The sequence below is a fragment of the Pseudomonas sp. PDM25 genome, from assembly GCF_019219045.1.
GTDB lineage: Bacteria > Pseudomonadota > Gammaproteobacteria > Pseudomonadales > Pseudomonadaceae > Aquipseudomonas.
The window spans coordinates 116,732-134,816 of the sequence record NZ_JAHUWL010000013.1 but is presented as its reverse complement, the minus strand read 5'-3'; the positions used below and the strand labels follow the sequence as shown (position 1 = coordinate 134,816).

Sequence of the window (18,085 nt, the reverse complement as noted above, 5' to 3'; positions counted from 1 at the left end):
AATGACATAGGAAAAAACCATGAACCAAATTGAACAACTGAAAGACGCACGCGCCAAATTGACCAGTGAAATGGAAGCTATCAAAAGGGAACTGCCGCCTTTTGAAGTAGCACTTCAAAGTGAGGAGGTCATCAACCAAGGCCGCGAGAGCGACGTCAGACATGAAATCAGCAGTCGAAAAATCAAGATCGACTCGCTCGATCATCAGATATTCCGACTAGATCAGAAGCTGGACCGCCTGGAGATGCTGGCCAACCGAGAAAGCTTAATGGAGGGCTACATTGCAGACATGGCGAACTGGATGGCGGATGAACTGGAGCTCAACGCTAAACGGCATAGCCTCAGCACTCGCCTAGAGGAAATTCGCCAGCAAACGCAGGAAGAGATGGCCGGCGCAAGGCAGGCTGAGACCCATGCCGCTACCGCTTACGCACAGGCCGTGGCCTGGGGCGACGTCGACGGCGAAAAAGCAGCCAGCATCGACGCTCAGAAAGCCGCGAAAAACCTCACTACCGCCACAGAACAACATCGCCGCCAGCTCCTGATCATCACCGCCTTGGAGCAAGAGTTGGCCATCGTAGAGCGACATATCAGCGAGGCTCAAGTAGAACACCAAAAAATTGAGGACACCGCCATGTGGCTAGCCCACAACGCCCTGGAGGAAGCGTGGAATGAAGCCGCCCAAACGCTGCTAGATGTGGGAGGCAAGCTTTACGCCGCAGCTCGGCTGATTGGCCGCGACCCAGTGTCCTTATTCAAGCTCGACATCCCTGAGCAAGGCGAAAACTTCGGTAGTTGGGGATGGAGCGATCTGGCAGATCGTGGCATCCAGCATCGCACGCGCGATCTGCTCTCGATGTAATGCCGACTCCCTGAAGCAGCCTGCTTTCGCGGGCTGTTTGAATCACGCCAAGGAATGAAACCATGAATACAGCGACACAAAACAGCTCTTCCATATCCGAAACGCTTAAAGCGAGAAAAGCTCACCTAACCGGCTTACTCAAGATCGTGGATACCAAATTCGGAAAAAGCACAGCGATACAGAAGCTCACCATCACAGCGATCAAGGCAGAAATGGGGCTAATCGAACACAAGCTGAAAAAACGGTGATAAGGATAGACGGAAGCTCGCGAATGCTTCCGTTGCATTCTAATTCGATGGAGCATTTCCAGCGGCCGCCATTGATTGGCGCATGCTTACTAGGCGCTGGACTATCTAGTCCTCTGCTAATTAATACTCATCCGCCCAGTAAATGTGCATTCTATTAATTTCTGTCTCGCGAATAGTATCCTCACACAATGTTCGTAGGTGGGGTTGATAGTCCAACCAAAAGTTAGCGTGTTGCGGGTAAAAATTATCGAATATAAAGTTTAAAAAATCGCCTGCAGATAACGGCGACCTCATTGCCACCCGACAATCAGACGAAATGGTGGTCATATGAGCTACCGGATGATGCATATCTTTTAAGACAATATCTGTCGTATAGTCAAAACGTAAATAACCTTGACTAATCAGGTGATTGCCAAGTGAGCCACGATCTAGTTGAGAAAAAAAATCAGCAATCTCAATTTCAGCTGGCCGCTCTAAAAGCACATCATTTCTTATAGGGCATGGAATATATAAATAACGATGCCTTACTATCTCTGAATTCTTAATCTCCCACTCAACAGAAAGTAATGAGTAATCAAAAAGAATGGCCGAGTATCGCTCTTCCGATATCAATCTAATATACTCATCGAAACTCAAATTCTTTGTGTCAATCATTCCCACCTCAATAGCAGGAGCGACGCTGAATAGGCGCGCAGCTCCTTGTGTAGCGAGGTGCGTGTTTACATGCCTAAAAATTCCTTGTGCGTAACCTTCATATAAAAAGGTATTTAGCACTTTGACGGCAGAAACAGGGTTCATTGCGGCCCCAAATTCTTCAAAACCTCTTGGATATCGATAGGGATTTGCTCCCAAGGAACGTCTTTCACTTTTTCAAGAACGTCCCTGACACTTGTGAAACCATCACTCTCATCTGGGACAAGGCTTAGAGCATCTGCAGCTGAAGAAAGTTGTGGGATTTGCTCTTCCGCCGGGTATTCAAAATTAAGTGAGTAGCCGTTATCAACGATATTTGCGTATTCGGCTATGATTCCGTCGAAAGCAGAAGTAACACCGCAAACGTAAGCCCAGGCGCGAGACCTGGTAATTGCAGTGAATAAAATGTTCCGTTTCTGCTTTAATTCCTTTCCTTGGTTGCAATAATCGGCATCAATCACGAAGACGACTGGTGCTTCGTTGCCTTTCGCACGATAGATATGAGTTATAGAAATCATATCTTCTGCAAATAACGAGTCTCTGGAAGAGTTGACTCCCGGAATTCGCCCCATCAAACCTTCACGCTGCAGGGCTATCAACATCCGAGCAGAAATTGATTTGCTTTTATATGTGTCGGGTATGACAATCAAGAAGTCAGAGCATTGGAGGTCCTCCTCTGCAATTAATCTTTTTATTTCATTAGCGACCCATTGGTACTGACTAAGCACGTCCGCAAATTTTTTGAACTGAATCACTTCATCTGGCTTTAGTAATCGTCCAAAAAATTCAGGCACGCTTTCTGGATCGCGAATAAGCTCTACATCCTTACCAAATTGAAGCGACCCAGACTTAATTTGATATCCTAGGCGTTCCCATATCTTCGGCTGTGGAAACATCTGCACAACCGGTTCTCTGTAAATTCCAAAGCCAAGTCCGTGGGCGATGACCAATGATTCTGGAGGCGTCCTGTAGCATCTAGGCAAGACGATATCCTCTTGAGGATAATCTACTTTATTTTTAAGTGCGACAAGCGGAGTGCCATTTAAGTCCACACCAAATAAATCTTTAGGTGATGGCAGTTGCGTATCGCCTAAGCTTTGCAGATCGTCATAAGCCCAGATAATACGCTTTGGATCTTTAACTGTTTTATAAACGAGCCTAAAAAATGGCGTAGGAAGATCTTGAGCCTCATCGATTAGAACCATATCAAATAGGTCGAGTTCTTTTTCTCCCATGGCATCCAAAGCTTCTTGGCAAGCACCTGAAAATGCAGTGTTATAGGTCCATTTTCGAGAGGCGGACGAAAAATCCCGATAAACCGAACCAATTTGATGCACAATTTTTGAATATATTCCTGGCTTGGATGAATCACCCCATGAATGAAGTATATGGAGCTTCGTCCAGTCGGGCTCATCATTAATTTGTGAATATACGAATCTAGTCAAAAGGCTTTCGAACTGTTGATACAAAGCTCTAGAGTTGAAAGTAATTGCAATGTCCCAATCCGGTCTTTTAACATGCAGATAAGCGGCTTTCAAAGCCAAAACGACAGTTTTACCCGATCCCGCTAGGCCTCTGATGCGTTGGGGCCCGTTAACATATTCAATAGAGCCGCGCTTTTGCCATAGGTCTAGATTCGCGATCTGCTCTTCAATACGCTTGATTACGGCACCTCGGGAGTCGTCCCGGGTGATGTTTAGACGCTTTTTCTGCGGTTTAAGATTTGAGATTCGCTGAATGGCTGCATTCAGATGCTGTTCTTGGTCTGAAGTTAGATTAGCATCCGATAGTGACTCATAAAAATCAGATAGAAATTCAATCGAAGACTCGTGGAATTCGTCTTGAGATTTAAGGCCGCCAGCTACTGGATTTAATGTGACCGTCGAGATGTCAACGACTAGTGATCGACCCTTCCGTAGCTCTTTGAAAGAGTTAAGCCTATTGAATAGGGCTGCATACAACTGTTCCTGCCGAGCAGTCGACGAAGTTGGAATGCTGCCAGGTTTGTGATCTGTTACCTCGCCTGCCGAGTACAGATCAAAAACTATTATTCCTCGATTTGGAGAAACTAACAGCGCATCAAACTCAATCTTTCCATCGTCAATAGATAATACTGGATAGCCGATATAAAGAGTGCCAGTGCATTTGGCCTCTTTTACCCCACTAACGAACTCACGTACCTGAGTTAGGTCAGAGTACTCACCATATACAACATCCAATTGGTTTGTAGCTTGAGTCATGCTGGTATCTTCTTTTGGTCCTTGCACCCTAGCCCCTTATCTTGTGACTGGACGTGCCGGCGGAGAGCGCCGGTGAGCCAATGACTCACCGTAAACGCCTTAGTAATGTTGCCTCGCAGTGTCATCTACGCATGCTATGGCTTGCAAGCATTTTGCTGGGGGTCTTCAAGGCAAACAACGTCAGGTTCAGACCTCGTCACAGCTATGACTGGGCCTCTTGGGCTGAGTCCTCTGGCGGCCAACTTCCCAATATCTGCCGCTTTTGACAGACAGCTTGGGGTCGGTTGCAGCCCTTCGTGACAGGCAGCAATCGGCCGAGGCTGTGTAAAAACGTTTTAGAGCACATTTGACGGTCACAACTAGAACGAAAATCGTGTTCCTACGCAAATTTCAGGTCTGCCGACTAGCCAGCGCTGGCAGATTTTACGTAGCAACGCAGACTTCCAAACGGTGTCTGCGTTTTTTACGCACTCTGGGCCAAAAGCGGGCACTCAGTGCTGAGTCTATGTCACGTGCGGATAGGCGTGTGTACGGGAAGTGCGGCATGAATCCAGTTAGCCTGCGTCAGCGCCCGAATTCCATCACTTCTAACATCTGGGTTTCCATCAAGAGCACGAAGCGTGACGATGATGGTAACCGGAAGCGCATGCGTCAGAGCTGGTTCGAAAGCTCGAAGCATTGCCGTGGCTTGAAGCCCCCAAGTCTCAACGGCTGTGCCTTGAGGAAAGCTCTTGCGATGAACCTTCACCGGCGACCATTTGCTTCCATGCTCCACTTGGGCGGCTTCATAGCCACTTTGTCCCTCCTCGCCATCCATGGGAACCTTACCTTTAATGTTATTGCCGTCGATTTCGCCAAAGCTAAGTTCAACATTGGCACGAACGTATTCACTGCCGGCACCAGGATCAACCGGTGGTGCGTAGGCAGCGGTAATGATGATCTCACCTCGAAATTTTCCGTTGTGAATCAGAGCATCCGGGATTGGATATGAAGCTTTACGCCACCGCATTCCCGGTACCAGGTCCGCCTGGAAAACCATTGTGAAGCTGTCGTTGCTGTCATACAGACATTTCAGAATCGCCTCTGGCCTACCTGCCCCATGATATCGGCGCTCGAACGCCTCGTAATCAGGTGACGACAGCTGCGCAGAATGGATCATCAGGGCTTTTACCAATGCAGGCGTCGGTGTCAAAGCTCCATGCCCAGTCACGGCCAACCAGGCGTTGGCGGCCATTGCAGATGCGATGGGGGCTGCGTAACTCGTCCCAAAGCCATAGCCCAACTGATTTTTCGGCGTGAGTACTTTAAGGCTGCACGGACCTGCTGCCCAAGGCGCATGAACGCCTCCCCCAACATGGCTTATATCTGGTTTAGGTGTAAAGACCGGGCCTGGGCCGCAGCGAGAATATGGCGTAGGGTGCCCGGCTGCAGAGAGCGCCCCGGCAGCGTCAACGTGAGAGATCGATCCCACGGTTAGAGCTCGAACAGATTCACCAGGACATGAAACGCGGTCGGCGAGTTGCGCAGGGTTTGGCCATGTCCGGCGCGGCTGATCGAGATAGTTCCCAGCAGCGACAACGAAGAGAACTCCATATTTGTCGCTAAGGTCATCCAGTGCCATGGACATTTCGCTGAAGCTGTGCTCATCACACGCCGCGCCGCCAAGCGAAAGATTCCATACTTTGATATCCGGTCGGCGCTGAACCGCCTCTCGCAACCTCAGCTCCAACTCACCGAAGGAAGATCCTGCAGCTTCTAGCGCGCATACGTCATGTACATAGGCCTGTGTCGGAGGTATCCAAGCGTGCCCATCATTAAAATGAGCCGCACCTGCCACGAGGGAGGCGACTGCCGTGCCGTGCTCGAAATTCGTGTCAGGCGGAAGAACGTAAGTGTCTCGACTTTTTACCCAATCGGTTATCGCCAACGCGTCTCTGCTCACTCCCGTGTCGAAGACTGCCACTGTAGGATAAACAGTGTTAGCAGGGGCGGCCGCACTACCTGACGCAGCAGTTACCGGCACACTTACTGAGTTACGACTGTAGAAGGTTGGTTCGGCGTATATCTGGCGTGCGCCGGGGTAGTCCAACAAGCTCGAAAGGGCTGAGTCATCGAGTCGATCTATGCGCCGTATCGCAATGAGAGGCAGGCCTCTCCCAATGGGGATTTCGGAGTAATCAATACTCAGCGATTTCAACAACCGGAGGATGGCTTCCTGATTGATGCTGTTGAAATCTGACCGCTGATATTGGAAAAGCCTCAGCAGGCCGCTTCCCTTCTGCTGCAGTTCAGCGGAACCACCAGGGTTACGACGAGCACGGCCCCAAGGCTCGATCCCTTCAATAGCGCTGAGATTAGCGGTAATCACCTTCGTTCTGCGCGTCAAAATGGCGCTGTTAAGAGCAGAGATAGCTCTTCCATCTGCAGAAACTAACATCTCGTCAATGTTGGCGTGACCTGCAGGTTGCAGTCCCGTCTCTTGAGTAAGCTCGATTGGCCGATGGGACTTCGCTATCCCTTTTTCCCTAAGGCGGAAGACAAACGTCGACAGCTGCGATGGATACCTTTCCTGCTCACCAGACAAAGCTGACGAGGCTTGCAGCAAGCTCTGCGAAAGAGTTTTTCGGTATTCGTCATCCACCGGCACCAGAAGCTTCTTGCCCCCACCCGGTGGACGCTCAACCGAACTGAGGTCTATCGGGGAAAATGGGACATGAATAAAGGGGTTTTCAGTCCGTGGACTGGGCCGATCCTGGAGTGATTCTGGACCTTTCTTGCGTGCCATGGTCGCTGCCTTCCTTGATTACTTTGCCTATATGCCTTGTCGACAAGCCGTACAGCTTTGCGAGTGCTCTCAAGGAAAAATGCTTAGGAGACCACTCTCGCAGCCAATAAATCTCAGCCTCGACGGTTGATAGCAGTATGCCACTGGTTATTGCAAGATTTAAACCTAGCCGTCGTACCAGCTCTAACTCACTAATTTCTTTAGCACCTGCCAAAACAGTCGTTCGCTTCGCATCCAGGCAAACCTGCTCGATGTTCGCACCGGTAATACCCGCGGAGATACCCGCGAGATGGTCCAGGTCAATTCCCTCATTCGTATACGGCAACAAAAACTGAGCCCATAGCTGCCTACGTAAAGCAGTGTCTGGAATAGGCATGGGTACGCGGAAACCGAAACGTCGCCACACTGCTGGATCCAGCAAGCGATCATGATTCGTGGCAGCAATGACGACGGTGCTTTCAGTCATCGCGTCGATGTTCTGCAGCAGCGCGATAACGACACGTTGAAGCTCTCCAACATCTCGATCGTTCCCCCTAGCGCTCGCGAGGGCATCAAACTCGTCGAGAAGAAGTACACAAGGTCTTTGTTGCGCGAACTCAAAAACTCTTCTCAGGTTTCTACTGGTCTGCCCTAAAAGACTACTCACTAGAGTATCGCAGCGCACTGTAAGCAGCGGCAGGCTGAGCTTAGCAGCGATATAGCGCGCCAATTTGGTTTTTCCGGTCCCAGGTAGTCCGTAAGCTAACAGCCTACTCGGCATCGCTGCATTAACCCGCGCGAGCTCGTCGTAACGTTGGACGTTGGCTATGAACTCACTGATTCGTGAGGCGATCGCACTCGGCAGCAGAAGAGAAGTTTCATCTTCCAATGGATGGCTTACGTCCACTGTATGCAAGTGGCTTTCACCGTCAACAGGCAGGTTGCCAAAGCTGAATCCGTTCGAAGCATCCTGGGCATTTGCTAGCGCGACAGGTGCTCGGGCAAGTCGCTCGCGAATCATGCGGGCTTGCTTACCATCTCCGGCCTGTTCCAGCTTCTCAGCAAGAAGTCCTGCATAGTTAGAGGCCATGCTGGCATTGGCCTTCAGTGCGCCATCAAGGATTTTCAGTATTTCGGAGAGATGTTCCAAGTGAGCTACCAATCAAGAGATTCGTTTCATATTTCTGCGTTAGTGTAACGCATAAGTCCGGTTTCGCTACGAAATCAGGCAAGTTTGAAACGGATAATGCATCCCGCCCGCGCCGAACGACGCTCTGAGTTGCAAAGCCACCGGAGGTCGCGGTTCACAACCATCCTTGTTGTGGGGACCACTTGGGGAATGGTCAGGCCGATTGCGGCCTACGGTTTACCCTTGTAAACGCTGCTGTAACACCTATTTGGTTTGTAACACCAAACTCATGCGAAAGATAAATGGTGTGTGACGACAATAAAGTCCAATAAATTCAATTATTTAGCACGATCTGTAACACCCGCAACACCTGTAACACGCCTTTTCGAGCCCCACACCCCATCAGTAAGAGCACCGCCAGCGAAAGCAACACTGGGCCTGGTATCGACTAATGGATAATTCGAGCGCTGAATCGCCGAACACCAGAAAGTTTGAGGTCCCATCTGCTAACGACGAACGGAGGAAATGCATCGCAAGGCACCGACATCGCCTGGGACCCTGAGGACATTTGGTGGGTACGGGGTCGGAAACCCGCGAGCTCAGGGGGCTGGCCAAAGAAAAAATTCGGTTAACAGTGAACTCAGGTTAACAGGCACCCAAATTGTGCCGGGGCCCCTGAGGAATTACCCTCGACACGGGGCGAGTAACCCGCCCGATCTTGTTAGCGGAAAGGTGCCCAGCTTAGTGAACAGGTGAACTTGGTGAACTGCGGTTCACCTGTGCATTTGCCCTATGGCTGTGGAGATGGTCGGGGACCCTGGACAATTGCGATTGGTACGGGGCAGAGAACCCGCGCGTTCGTGTTAGCGGCTGAATTTTTTAAGTTAGTTGACAGGTTGACGGAGTTGACTCGGTTGACCAATGCCAAGCGTGCGTTATCAGCAACACAAAGGGGCATCATTACCGAGACGGTAACGATGCCCCTTTTTCTTCAAGATCCTTTCAATTTCAACGTTTGAAATTTCAGTAAGCTGCGTAGCCTGTCGCTAACACGATGTCGCGGGTTTCCGACCCCGTGCTATAGGAAAATCCTCAGGGGCCCCAGGCAATTTCGGAATTTTGGTAGTACCCAAGAATAAAGACGGACATGTTTTCCACAGCACTGAATCCGTTGCCACCAACGTACGCAGAACAGAAAGCCAAGATAGAGCGTTCGAGCATCACCCCGTAAAGTGGTCGACACAACCTATGGTTGGCTCTATCGGGTGTCTTCCGATGCTAGCCTGCGAACACACCACACACTGAAGGAGACAGCGCATTTGCGCTGACAGGGATGAAGAGCTTGGCATACCGACAACACTTCGAGTTCGACGACCATCAATTGGACCGCATTGCTCATCTTTTGCTATTGAAAGGCTTCTGCCTGGAGCATCAGACACAGCTGCAAAAAAACTACTCGCTCGAAAACGACATGCAATACACATCGTTCTTTCTCGGCATATCAGATGAAACGGATGCCTTGATCTACAACTTCGTCAATGACGAAGCCACGTCATGTTTTGTCGAACGGGGGCCAACGGAGAGGATTTTTGACGTGATCCTCGAACGCAACCGTAAACGCGAAGACTTTCCTACCCTTTGGAGGGCCAACGAGGACTACCAGAGCGCGACTTACAACTATCGAGATCGATATGTGGGCCGGTGTTATCTCGATTTCACCATCGGTACCTACTCGACCTTTGAGTTCTGGATGTCGAAAATTTACGTCGCTCTACGCGCGAATGAACCCGAGCTCCCAAGCAAGAGGAAGACCAAGCTGAAGGAATTTATCAAAGAGTACAACGACACCATGGATGAAGCGCTGCAAGAGCAGCTTCTAGAAAAAATGGGGAAGGTTGGCGGGGGCCAATCTGGTGCAGGGGAAATAGATTTTGTTTTCTCAAAGATAAAATCTTACACGCGGCCGTCGATGGAACGCGACCGACAGTTCATAAGGAGCTATGCGGCTTTGCGCAATACCGTGCATAACATGGGCGTGAGCAAAGCACCGATAGACTATGAGCTCAAAGGCGAAGACTTCCATATCACGCTGCCTTCTGGACTGCCCTCCTACAAGCTTGATCATAGTGACAGCGCACGAATGTGTGCAGAATTAGCAAGAATTTACGCTGCAGTGATCGACTCGCTCAACATAGCCGGCCAACCATGCTGTATGGACATCATTCCTTCGCGTCTATAGGTACCAATCGAAAACTTGTATCCCTATCTGTATCCCTTATCGCAAAAAAAGGCTGTAGGGCACGGAATATATGACATAAACTAGTCTCCCTCGGGCACCAAAATTAAGAAAGGTCTTGCTTTGCAAGGCCTTTTTTTTCGCCTACAGAAAAGTGAGCCCTACCCCGCCACCCCGTAGGAGCTGCCGAAGGCTGCGATCTTTTGATCTTGCTTTTCAATGCCACCAACCGAAACCGCTCAGCCAACGAATCAAGGATTCACACAATGGAATTGCCACTGGAAACCGTTGCCCTTTTCGCCCTCAAGCTGGCTTATGAGAGGGAGGGGGAAAGTCCGATTCTGCGGGATGATCCGATCATGAGTGATTATGAGCGGGAGGTGTTTGGCTTGCTGGTGCGGCGGGGGGATGTTGAGGGGATTCAGTTTAGGGTGGCGCATTGTGTAGGTTTGGCGCTGGACGCTATAGGTGGGGCTGATACGCCGCTAGGGCGTGAACTGCATAGGTTGTCAGCTGATTTCAGCAATGCGCGGACGATGGAACAGCTTGATGCGCCGCTCATTGCGCTTAGGGATTACTTGAAAGATATTCAGTGAGTAATCAGGCTTTGCCCAAAGAGTGGGACATCTCATCCATGGACTGCGCTTGGCCGACCTGTGTTGGTCGCCGCATCAGCGGGCTTTATTATCGAGGGTTCTGTTTTTATTGCGTGCGTACAACACGGCCCCGCCCGTCGGCAAATTCCCTCGAGTTTCCAGTTCAAACCATTTGGATTGGCTGCGAATCAGGCCGCTGAGTTTGGTGTGGCCATACAGACGTGAGTCGAAGGCAGGACGTAGCTTGCTGATGTTTGTCCCCAATGTGGCCAGCAGCGCCCAACCATCCTCTTCTGCGATGTCGTCGAGAATCTTGGCGATGAACTCCACAGGTACTTTCGCGTGTTTAGCCGATTGTGGCGGCGTCGACTGTTTATCCATCTCCGTAACTGAATCAGTTGTTTTGGGAGCTTTTTCGCCTTGGCTGGCTGGCTCGACGACTTCTTCGGCACGAAGAATCTCGGTGTAAATGAACTTGTCACAAGCAGAGACAAAAGGCTTGGGTGTCTTTTGTTCACCAAATCCATAGACCGTCATACCCTCCTCCCGCAGGCGCGCCGCCAGCCGGGTGAAGTCGCTGTCACTGGAAACCAGACAAAAGCCTTCAAAACGGCGGGTGTAGAGTAAATCCATCGCATCGATGATCAACGAACTGTCGGTGGCGTTCTTGCCCTTGGTGTAGGCGAATTGTTGGATGGGCTGAATCGAGTGCTCAAGCATGAGCTTTTTCCAACTACCCAATTGAGGTCCGGTCCAGTCGCCGTACATTCGTTTCACGCTGGCAATGCCGTATTTGGCAATCTCCTCAAACAACCCTTCGACGATCGAGGCCTGAGCGTTGTCAGCGTCGATAAGCACCGCGAGGTGTTTTTGCTGGTTAGAGTGCGTGGACTTACTGACCATGGATCATCCTTGAAATGTGGCTGACAGGATCGGAAGTGAGGTGAACGGGTCTGAGCAGGCCGGATTCATCACGTCTTTTTTAACGGACATAAAAAGTCGAGACCTGATACGTGCTGTAAAAACATTAGGGGAGGACTGCGAAAAAGGCCACTGTTTTGCCGTCACCACGCCAACCGTCCACGCAGGGGAAAGAAAGTGTGCTGGTGAAAAAGTCTGACAACAACAAAGGGGACACCCACTAAGGGGAGGAGAAATCATGAACTGTTCCCGTTTTTTTCCCACGTTGACCGAGGTAAACACCACACCTTCGCGCATGGATTTTCAGGAGTCGATGACTTCCTCCCCTTCCAGTAGCAACCAAGCATGCCTTCACGCCGTCGGCTTACCCGACTCTTCCCGCCCCGTCGCCCGCACTGCAACCTCAATCGCCCGAACGCTGATCGCCGCAAATATCGCCGTCATCAGCACCCCGTTGAACCCCAGCAAAATCGCCAGAATCCGCGAGACGCCCAGTTTCGGCACGAGCTCTCCATAGCCGATGGTCAAACCGGTCACGAAGCCGAAATAGATGCCGTCAAGAAGATCCCAGCCCTCCAGGTAGCTGATGATGAGGCCGAACAGCACGATCAGAACAATCAGTACGGAAAAGATCGGCCAGACAACGCGCAGGTAGAACCCGATTGCTTTGAAGAATTCTCGACGGACGTGCGATGCATGAGTGGGCTTCATGTCATGGGCTTCCTGAGGGTTGCCTGAGCGGCAGGGGTGTTAACACCCCATCAGCTTGGCACAAGCGCTGGAAACTGGTGGCCAACTGATCCACTTCACTCCCGCCTTGATCACATCGTTGATTTCCAACCCGCCCATGACGTCATCCAAACGGCGTGGTGCATCAGCAGTGGGTTGAGGTGGTTCAGCATGATTCGCGATAGCGCTGCCCATAGTCCCCGACCATTCCGGGACGCCGCCTCTGGCCGCACACTCATCTAGACTTAATGGATAGTCGTAGGCAGAACTGAACACGTCGCTTTGGTGCTGATGAATCAAAGGCAGCGTGGCAAGCTGCCTTAATGCCCTATAAAAGGTGCGGCGAAGACCGTGCCGGGCACAACAAGATGCCCGCTCAGGGTGCCCTGGCCGACGGCCTGAAATTGCCACGATTCCGTGACGTGGTGTGAGTGCCGCAGCCGACACTTTCGGACGACCGACAACCCTCTGGTTTGTCCGTGACCGTGAGGAATGCTGAATGCCTGATGAGATGTTGCAATTGCCGATGGTCAACAGCGTGCTGGAGCGCCACAAGGGCTCTGCGGGCGCACTGTTGCCGATTCTTCATGAGATTCAGGAGGGCATCGGTTACATCCCCGATGCTGCCGTCCCCGAGATTGCCCACGCGCTGAACCTGAGTCAGGCCGAGGTTCGCGGGGTGATCAGCTTTTACCATGATTTCCGTACCGCGCCGCCAGCCCGGCATATCCTGCGGCTGTGCCGCGCCGAGTCGTGCAAGAGTCGCGGCGCCGAGCAGCTTGCGGCGCAGTTGCGCGAACGTCTGCAACTGGACGATCACGGCAGTAGCGCCGACGGCAGCATCAGTTTGCGTCCGGTGTATTGCCTCGGTGCTTGCGCCTGCTCGCCCGCTCTGGAACTGGATGGCCAAGTGCATGCGCGGCTCAGCGCTGAGCGTCTGGATGCCTTGCTCGACGCTTGCCGGGAGGACGCATGATGCCGCGCCTCTATCTGCCCTGTGATTCTCTGGCCCGCGCCGTGGGCGCCGATGAAGTGGCGGTCGCCCTTGCCGCGAAGGCCCAGGAACACAACCTGCTGCTGGACCTGCAACGCACCAGCTCGCGCGGCCTGTATTGGCTGGAACCGCTGCTGGAAGTGGACAGCCCGCAAGGCCGGATCGGCTTCGGCCCGCTGACCGCTGCCGACGTGCCGTCCGTGCTCGAAGCCCTGCAAAGCGAGCCGTTCACCCATCCACTGGCCTTGGGCCTGGTGGAAGAACTGCCTTATCTCAAGTCTCAACAACGCCTGCTGTTCGCCCGCGCCGGCATTACCCGGCCGTTGTCCCTGGATGATTACCGGGCCCACGGTGGCTTCGAGGGCTTGACCCGGGCCATCGCAGTGGGCGGCGAGCAGACCGCAACGGAAGTGTTCGATTCAGGCCTGCGTGGCCGTGGCGGCGCGGCTTTCCCGGCCGGGATCAAATGGCGCACGGTGCGCGCCACCCAGGCTGCGCAGAAGTACATTGTGTGCAACGCCGATGAAGGCGACTCCGGCACTTTCGCCGACCGCATGTTGATGGAAGGCGACCCCTTCCTGCTGATCGAAGGCATGGCCATTGCCGGCATCACCGTCGGCGCCACTTACGGCTACATTTATGTGCGCTCGGAATACCCACAATCCGTGGCCACATTGCGCGAAGCGTTGGACATCGCCCGGTCCGCCGGTTACCTCGGCGCCAATGTCGGCGGCAGCGGCCTGGCCTTCGATATGGAAGTGCGGGTCGGTGCTGGCGCGTATATCTGCGGTGAGGAAACCGCGCTGCTGGACTCGCTCGAAGGCAAGCGCGGGATTGTCCGTGCCAAGCCGCCAATCCCGGCCTTGAAAGGCTTGTTCGGTTTGCCGACGCTGGTGCACAACGTGCTGACGCTGGCCTCGGTGCCGCTGATTCTGGCCAAGGGTGCGCAGTTCTATCGCGATTACGGCATGGGCCGCTCCCTCGGCACGATGCCTTTCCAGCTGGCGGGCAATATTCGTCAGGGTGGTTTGGTGGAACGGGCCTTTGGCCTGACTCTGCGCGAACTGGTGGAAGACTACGGTGGTGGCACCGCCAGTGGCCGGCCGCTGAAGGCCGCGCAGGTAGGCGGCCCGCTCGGCACGTGGGTGCCGCCGTCGCAATTCGATACGCCGCTGGATTACGAAGCGTTCGCCGCCATTGGCGCGATGCTCGGCCACGGTGGTGTGGTGGTGGCGGATGACACGGTGGACATGGCCCAAATGGCGCGTTTCGCCATGCAGTTTTGCGCCGAGGAATCCTGCGGCAAATGCACGCCGTGCCGCATCGGCTCGACCCGGGGCGTGGAGGTGATCGACCGCCTGCTCGCCGCGCCAGACCAGAGCGGTCGCGAAGAGCAGGTGATCATCCTCAAGGACCTGTGCGACACGATGCAATACGGTTCGCTGTGTGCGTTGGGCGGCATGGCCCCGTTTCCGGTGGCCAGCGCCCTCAAGTACTTCCCCGCCGACTTCGGTCTGCAATCCCCGGAGGCCGACCAATGATTACTCTCTTCGACCCGAAAACCGATATCGACCTGGGCACTCCTGCCCGCGACAGCGACGTGCAAGTTACGCTGAACATCGACGGCCGCAGCATCAGCGTGCCCGAAGGCACCTCAGTGATGCGCGCCGCCGCGCTGCTGGGCACCACGATTCCGAAACTGTGTGCTACCGACAGCCTGGAAGCCTTCGGCTCCTGCCGCATGTGCCTGGTGGAGATCGACGGCATGCGCGGCTACCCCGCGTCCTGCACCACGCCGGTCACCGAAGGTATGACCGTGCACACCCAGACGCCGAAACTCGCGACTCTGCGCCGCAACGTCATGGAGCTGTACATCTCCGATCACCCGCTGGATTGCCTGACCTGCTCGGCCAACGGCAACTGCGAGCTGCAAACCGTCGCCGGCCAGGTCGGCCTGCGAGAAGTGCGTTACGGCTACGAAGGTGACAACCATCTGGCCGACGTGAAGGACACCTCCAACCCGTATTTCGATTACGACCCGAGCAAGTGCATCGTCTGCAACCGTTGCGTGCGTGCCTGCGAAGAAACTCAGGGCACTTTTGCCCTGACCATTACCGGGCGCGGTTTCGAATCCCGGGTCGAGGCCGCCGGTGGCGAGAACTTCCTCGACTCGGAATGCGTGTCTTGCGGCGCGTGTGTGCAAGCCTGCCCCACCGCGACCCTGATGGAAAAAAGCGTGGTCGAGTTGGGCCAGCCAGAACGCAGCGTGATCACCACTTGCGCCTATTGCGGCGTGGGCTGCTCGTTCCGCGCCGAGATGAAAGGCGACCAGTTGGTGCGCATGGTTCCAGACAAAAATGGCCAGGCCAACCACGGCCATTCCTGCGTCAAAGGACGCTTTGCCTGGGGCTACGCCACCCACCCGGATCGCATCACCAAACCGATGATCCGCAAAAACATCAACGACCCTTGGCAGGAAGTCAGCTGGGATGAAGCGGTGACCTACGCCGCCAGCGAATTCCGCCGGTTGCAGCAAAAATATGGTCGCGATTCCATTGGCGGCATCACCTCCAGCCGTTGCACCAACGAAGAAACCTACCTGGTGCAGAAGCTGGTGCGCGCCGCGTTCGGCAACAACAACGTCGACACCTGTGCGCGGGTCTGCCACTCGCCGACCGGCTATGGCCTGAAACAAACCCTTGGCGAGTCCGCCGGCACCCAGAGTTTCGACTCGGTGATGCAAGCCGACGTGATCCTGGTGATGGGCGCCAACCCCAGCGATGCCCACCCGGTGTTCGCCTCCCAGCTCAAACGCCGCTTGCGTGAAGGTGCGCGGCTGATCGTCATCGACCCACGACGCATTGATCTGGTGGACTCGGTGCATGCCCGCGCCGAACTGCACCTGGCCCTGCGCCCGGGCACCAACGTCGCCATGCTCAACGCCCTGGCCCACGTCATCGTCACCGAAGGCCTGTTGAACCAAGCCTTTATCGACGCCCGTTGCGAGGACAACGAATTCGCCCACTGGCGCGAATTCGTCAGCCGCGCGGACAACTCGCCGGAAGCCCTCGGCCCCATCTGCGGCGTAGCCCCTGCCGACATCCGCGCCGCCGCTCGCCTGTATGCCACCGGCGGCAATGCGGCGATCTACTACGGCCTGGGCGTCACCGAGCACAGCCAAGGCAGCACCGCGGTCATGGGCATCGCCAACCTGGCCATGGCCACCGGCAACATCGGCCGCGAAGGCGTGGGCGTGAACCCGTTGCGTGGGCAGAACAATGTTCAGGGCTCCTGCGACATGGGCTCCTTCCCCCACGAACTGCCCGGTTACCGCCACATCTCCAACGAAGTCGTTCGCGCAGAATTCGAACAAGCCTGGAATGTCACCCTGCAACCCGACCCGGGCCTGCGCATTCCCAACATGTTCGAGGCGGCGTTGAGCGGTAGCTTCAAGGGCTTGTATTGCCAGGGTGAAGACATCGCCCAGAGCGACCCGAATACCCAGCACGTCACCGCAGCCCTGTCCGCCATGGAATGCATCGTGGTGCAGGACATTTTCCTCAACGAAACCGCCAAGTTCGCCCACGTGTTCCTGCCGGGCAGCTCGTTCCTGGAAAAAGACGGCACCTTCACCAACGCCGAGCGACGCATCTCCCGGGTGCGCAAGGTCATGGACCCTCTGGGCGGCAAGGCCGACTGGGAAGGCACCGTGGCCCTGGCCAACGCTCTGGGCTACCCGATGAACTACGCGCACCCGTCAGAAATCATGGATGAAATCGCCAGCCTGACGCCGACCTTCACCAACGTCAGCTACGCCGAACTGGACCGCCACGGCAGCCTGCAATGGCCATGCAACGCCGCGGCACCGGACGGCACGCCGACCATGCACATCGAGGAATTCGTGCGCGGCAAGGGGCGCTTCATGCTCACCGGCTACGTGCCCACCGAGGAGAAGGTCAACAATCGCTATCCGCTGCTGCTGACCACCGGGCGCATCCTCAGCCAGTACAACGTCGGCGCCCAGACACGGCGTACCGACAACGTCGCCTGGCACGACGAAGACCGTCTGGAAATCCACCCGACCGACGCCGAGAGCCGTGGCATCAACGAAGGCGACTGGGTCGGTATCGGCAGCCGCGCCGGCCAGACCGTGCTGCGTGCGCGGGTCACCGAACGGGTCGCCCCGGGCGTGGTGTACACCACGTTCCACTTCCCTGAATCGGGGGCCAACGTGATCACCACCGACAACTCTGACTGGGCCACCAACTGTCCGGAGTACAAGGTCACGGCCGTGGAAGTCAGCCGCGTCTACCACCCTTCCGAGTGGCAAAAACGCTATCAGGAATTCAGTGATAACCAACAACGCCTGCTCGACGAACGCCGCCAGGCACGCGCCGCCGGAGCAAAAGCCGAGGTACGCCGATGAGCACTGAAAACCTGATCAAAATGGTCAACCAGATCGCCCAGTACTTCGCCAGCGAACCGGACCAGAAACAGGCCGTGCTCGGTGTGCGTAATCACCTGCAGCTGTACTGGACGCCCGGCATGCGCAAGGAGTTGCTGGCCTGGCAGACGGAGCATCAAGGGGCAGACTTGCATCCACTGGCGCAAGCGGCGGTCAGTGGGGCGGGTTGGGAGGCTTAGGTTCACACGATCCTGAGCCTGACCGAAAA

14 protein-coding genes are annotated in these 18,085 nt (G+C 54.5%); 8 read left to right on the top strand and 6 right to left on the bottom strand.

What is annotated here, in order from left to right; genetic code table 11:
- Positions 1-19 precede the first annotated feature (19 nt).
- Together KW848_RS23265 and KW848_RS23260 are read left to right on the top strand one after the other, a co-directional pair.
- A complete protein-coding gene (locus tag KW848_RS23265) occupies positions 20-862 on the top strand; it encodes a chromosome segregation protein SMC (RefSeq protein ID WP_218538173.1) in 843 nt (280 codons plus the stop codon).
- A 62-nt stretch (positions 863-924) separates the two neighbouring features.
- Positions 925-1,110 (top strand): hypothetical protein, encoded by a 186-nt coding sequence (locus KW848_RS23260; RefSeq protein WP_218538172.1) that lies wholly within the window; start codon positions 925-927, stop codon positions 1,108-1,110.
- A 120-nt stretch (positions 1,111-1,230) separates the two neighbouring features.
- Here KW848_RS23260 and KW848_RS23255 read toward each other — a convergent pair whose 3' ends face one another.
- From KW848_RS23255 to iteA, 4 genes are all read right to left on the bottom strand, one after another.
- Positions 1,231-1,908: a DUF2290 domain-containing protein gene (locus KW848_RS23255; protein ID WP_218538171.1), complete on the bottom strand. Its 678-nt coding sequence runs from the start codon at positions 1,906-1,908 to the stop codon at positions 1,231-1,233.
- Positions 1,905-4,043, bottom strand: coding sequence for a DEAD/DEAH box helicase (locus tag KW848_RS23250; RefSeq protein ID WP_218538170.1), 2,139 nt, complete (start codon positions 4,041-4,043; stop codon positions 1,905-1,907). Before KW848_RS23250 ends, KW848_RS23255 begins: the two co-directional genes overlap by 4 nt.
- A 508-nt stretch (positions 4,044-4,551) precedes the next feature.
- Positions 4,552-6,828, bottom strand: coding sequence for a S8 family anti-phage peptidase IteS (gene iteS, locus KW848_RS23245; RefSeq protein ID WP_218538169.1), 2,277 nt, complete (start codon positions 6,826-6,828; stop codon positions 4,552-4,554).
- Entirely contained in the window at positions 6,773-7,957 is a 1,185-nt protein-coding gene (gene iteA, locus KW848_RS23240) for an anti-phage ATPase IteA (protein WP_218538168.1), read from the bottom strand. Before iteA ends, iteS begins: the two co-directional genes overlap by 56 nt.
- Positions 7,958-9,278: 1,321 nt before the next feature.
- Between iteA and KW848_RS23235 the strand changes: the two genes are divergently transcribed.
- Both KW848_RS23235 and KW848_RS23230 read left to right on the top strand, forming a co-directional pair.
- Positions 9,279-10,175 carry a hypothetical protein gene (locus KW848_RS23235; protein WP_218538167.1) on the top strand — a complete coding sequence of 299 codons (897 nt, stop codon included), beginning with the start codon at positions 9,279-9,281 and terminating at the stop codon, positions 10,173-10,175.
- Positions 10,176-10,438: 263 nt separating this feature from the next.
- Positions 10,439-10,768 (top strand): hypothetical protein, encoded by a 330-nt coding sequence (locus tag KW848_RS23230; RefSeq protein ID WP_218538166.1) that lies wholly within the window; start codon positions 10,439-10,441, stop codon positions 10,766-10,768.
- A gap of 75 nt (positions 10,769-10,843) precedes the next feature.
- Here the strand turns inward: KW848_RS23230 and KW848_RS23225 are convergent, their stop codons facing one another.
- Entirely contained in the window at positions 10,844-11,671 is an 828-nt protein-coding gene (locus tag KW848_RS23225; protein ID WP_218538165.1) for an NYN domain-containing protein, read from the bottom strand.
- 369 nt (positions 11,672-12,040) lie between these two features.
- Positions 12,041-12,400 (bottom strand): potassium channel family protein, encoded by a 360-nt coding sequence (locus tag KW848_RS23220; protein WP_218538164.1) that lies wholly within the window; start codon positions 12,398-12,400, stop codon positions 12,041-12,043.
- Between the two features lie 517 nt (positions 12,401-12,917).
- Here KW848_RS23220 and KW848_RS23215 point away from each other — a divergent pair.
- Genes KW848_RS23215 through KW848_RS23200 form a run of 4 tightly spaced genes read left to right on the top strand, consistent with a single transcriptional unit; the run spans position 12,918 to position 18,056 of the window.
- Entirely contained in the window at positions 12,918-13,394 is a 477-nt protein-coding gene (locus KW848_RS23215; RefSeq protein WP_074873929.1) for a formate dehydrogenase subunit gamma, read from the top strand.
- Entirely contained in the window at positions 13,391-14,953 is a 1,563-nt protein-coding gene (locus tag KW848_RS23210) for an NADH-quinone oxidoreductase subunit NuoF (protein ID WP_218538163.1), read from the top strand. Before KW848_RS23215 ends, KW848_RS23210 begins: the two co-directional genes overlap by 4 nt.
- Positions 14,950-17,838 (top strand): formate dehydrogenase subunit alpha, encoded by a 2,889-nt coding sequence (gene fdhF, locus KW848_RS23205; protein ID WP_218538162.1) that lies wholly within the window; start codon positions 14,950-14,952, stop codon positions 17,836-17,838. The genes KW848_RS23210 and fdhF overlap by 4 nt, the downstream gene beginning before the upstream one ends.
- The gene (locus KW848_RS23200; protein ID WP_218538161.1) at positions 17,835-18,056 is read left to right on the top strand and encodes a formate dehydrogenase subunit delta; all 222 of its coding nucleotides are present in this window, start codon (positions 17,835-17,837) and stop codon (positions 18,054-18,056) included. The genes fdhF and KW848_RS23200 overlap by 4 nt, the downstream gene beginning before the upstream one ends.
- Positions 18,057-18,085 lie beyond the last annotated feature (29 nt).

Bases quoted from the DNA above. Each gene is read 5' to 3' on its own strand.
- KW848_RS23210 (WP_218538163.1), top strand. From the start codon at position 13,391: ATGATGCCGCGCCTCTATCTGCCCTGTGATTCTCTGGCCCGCGCCGTG.
- KW848_RS23200 (WP_218538161.1), top strand. From the start codon at position 17,835: ATGAGCACTGAAAACCTGATCAAAATGGTCAACCAGATCGCCCAGTAC.
- KW848_RS23225 (WP_218538165.1), bottom strand. From the start codon at position 11,671: ATGGTCAGTAAGTCCACGCACTCTAACCAGCAAAAACACCTCGCGGTG.
- KW848_RS23220 (WP_218538164.1), bottom strand. From the start codon at position 12,400: ATGAAGCCCACTCATGCATCGCACGTCCGTCGAGAATTCTTCAAAGCA.
- iteS (WP_218538169.1), bottom strand. From the start codon at position 6,828: ATGGCACGCAAGAAAGGTCCAGAATCACTCCAGGATCGGCCCAGTCCA.
- KW848_RS23215 (WP_074873929.1), top strand. From the start codon at position 12,918: ATGCCTGATGAGATGTTGCAATTGCCGATGGTCAACAGCGTGCTGGAG.
- KW848_RS23230 (WP_218538166.1), top strand. From the start codon at position 10,439: ATGGAATTGCCACTGGAAACCGTTGCCCTTTTCGCCCTCAAGCTGGCT.
- KW848_RS23265 (WP_218538173.1), top strand. From the start codon at position 20: ATGAACCAAATTGAACAACTGAAAGACGCACGCGCCAAATTGACCAGT.
- KW848_RS23250 (WP_218538170.1), bottom strand. From the start codon at position 4,043: ATGACTCAAGCTACAAACCAATTGGATGTTGTATATGGTGAGTACTCT.
- KW848_RS23260 (WP_218538172.1), top strand. From the start codon at position 925: ATGAATACAGCGACACAAAACAGCTCTTCCATATCCGAAACGCTTAAA.
- fdhF (WP_218538162.1), top strand. From the start codon at position 14,950: ATGATTACTCTCTTCGACCCGAAAACCGATATCGACCTGGGCACTCCT.
- KW848_RS23255 (WP_218538171.1), bottom strand. From the start codon at position 1,908: ATGAACCCTGTTTCTGCCGTCAAAGTGCTAAATACCTTTTTATATGAA.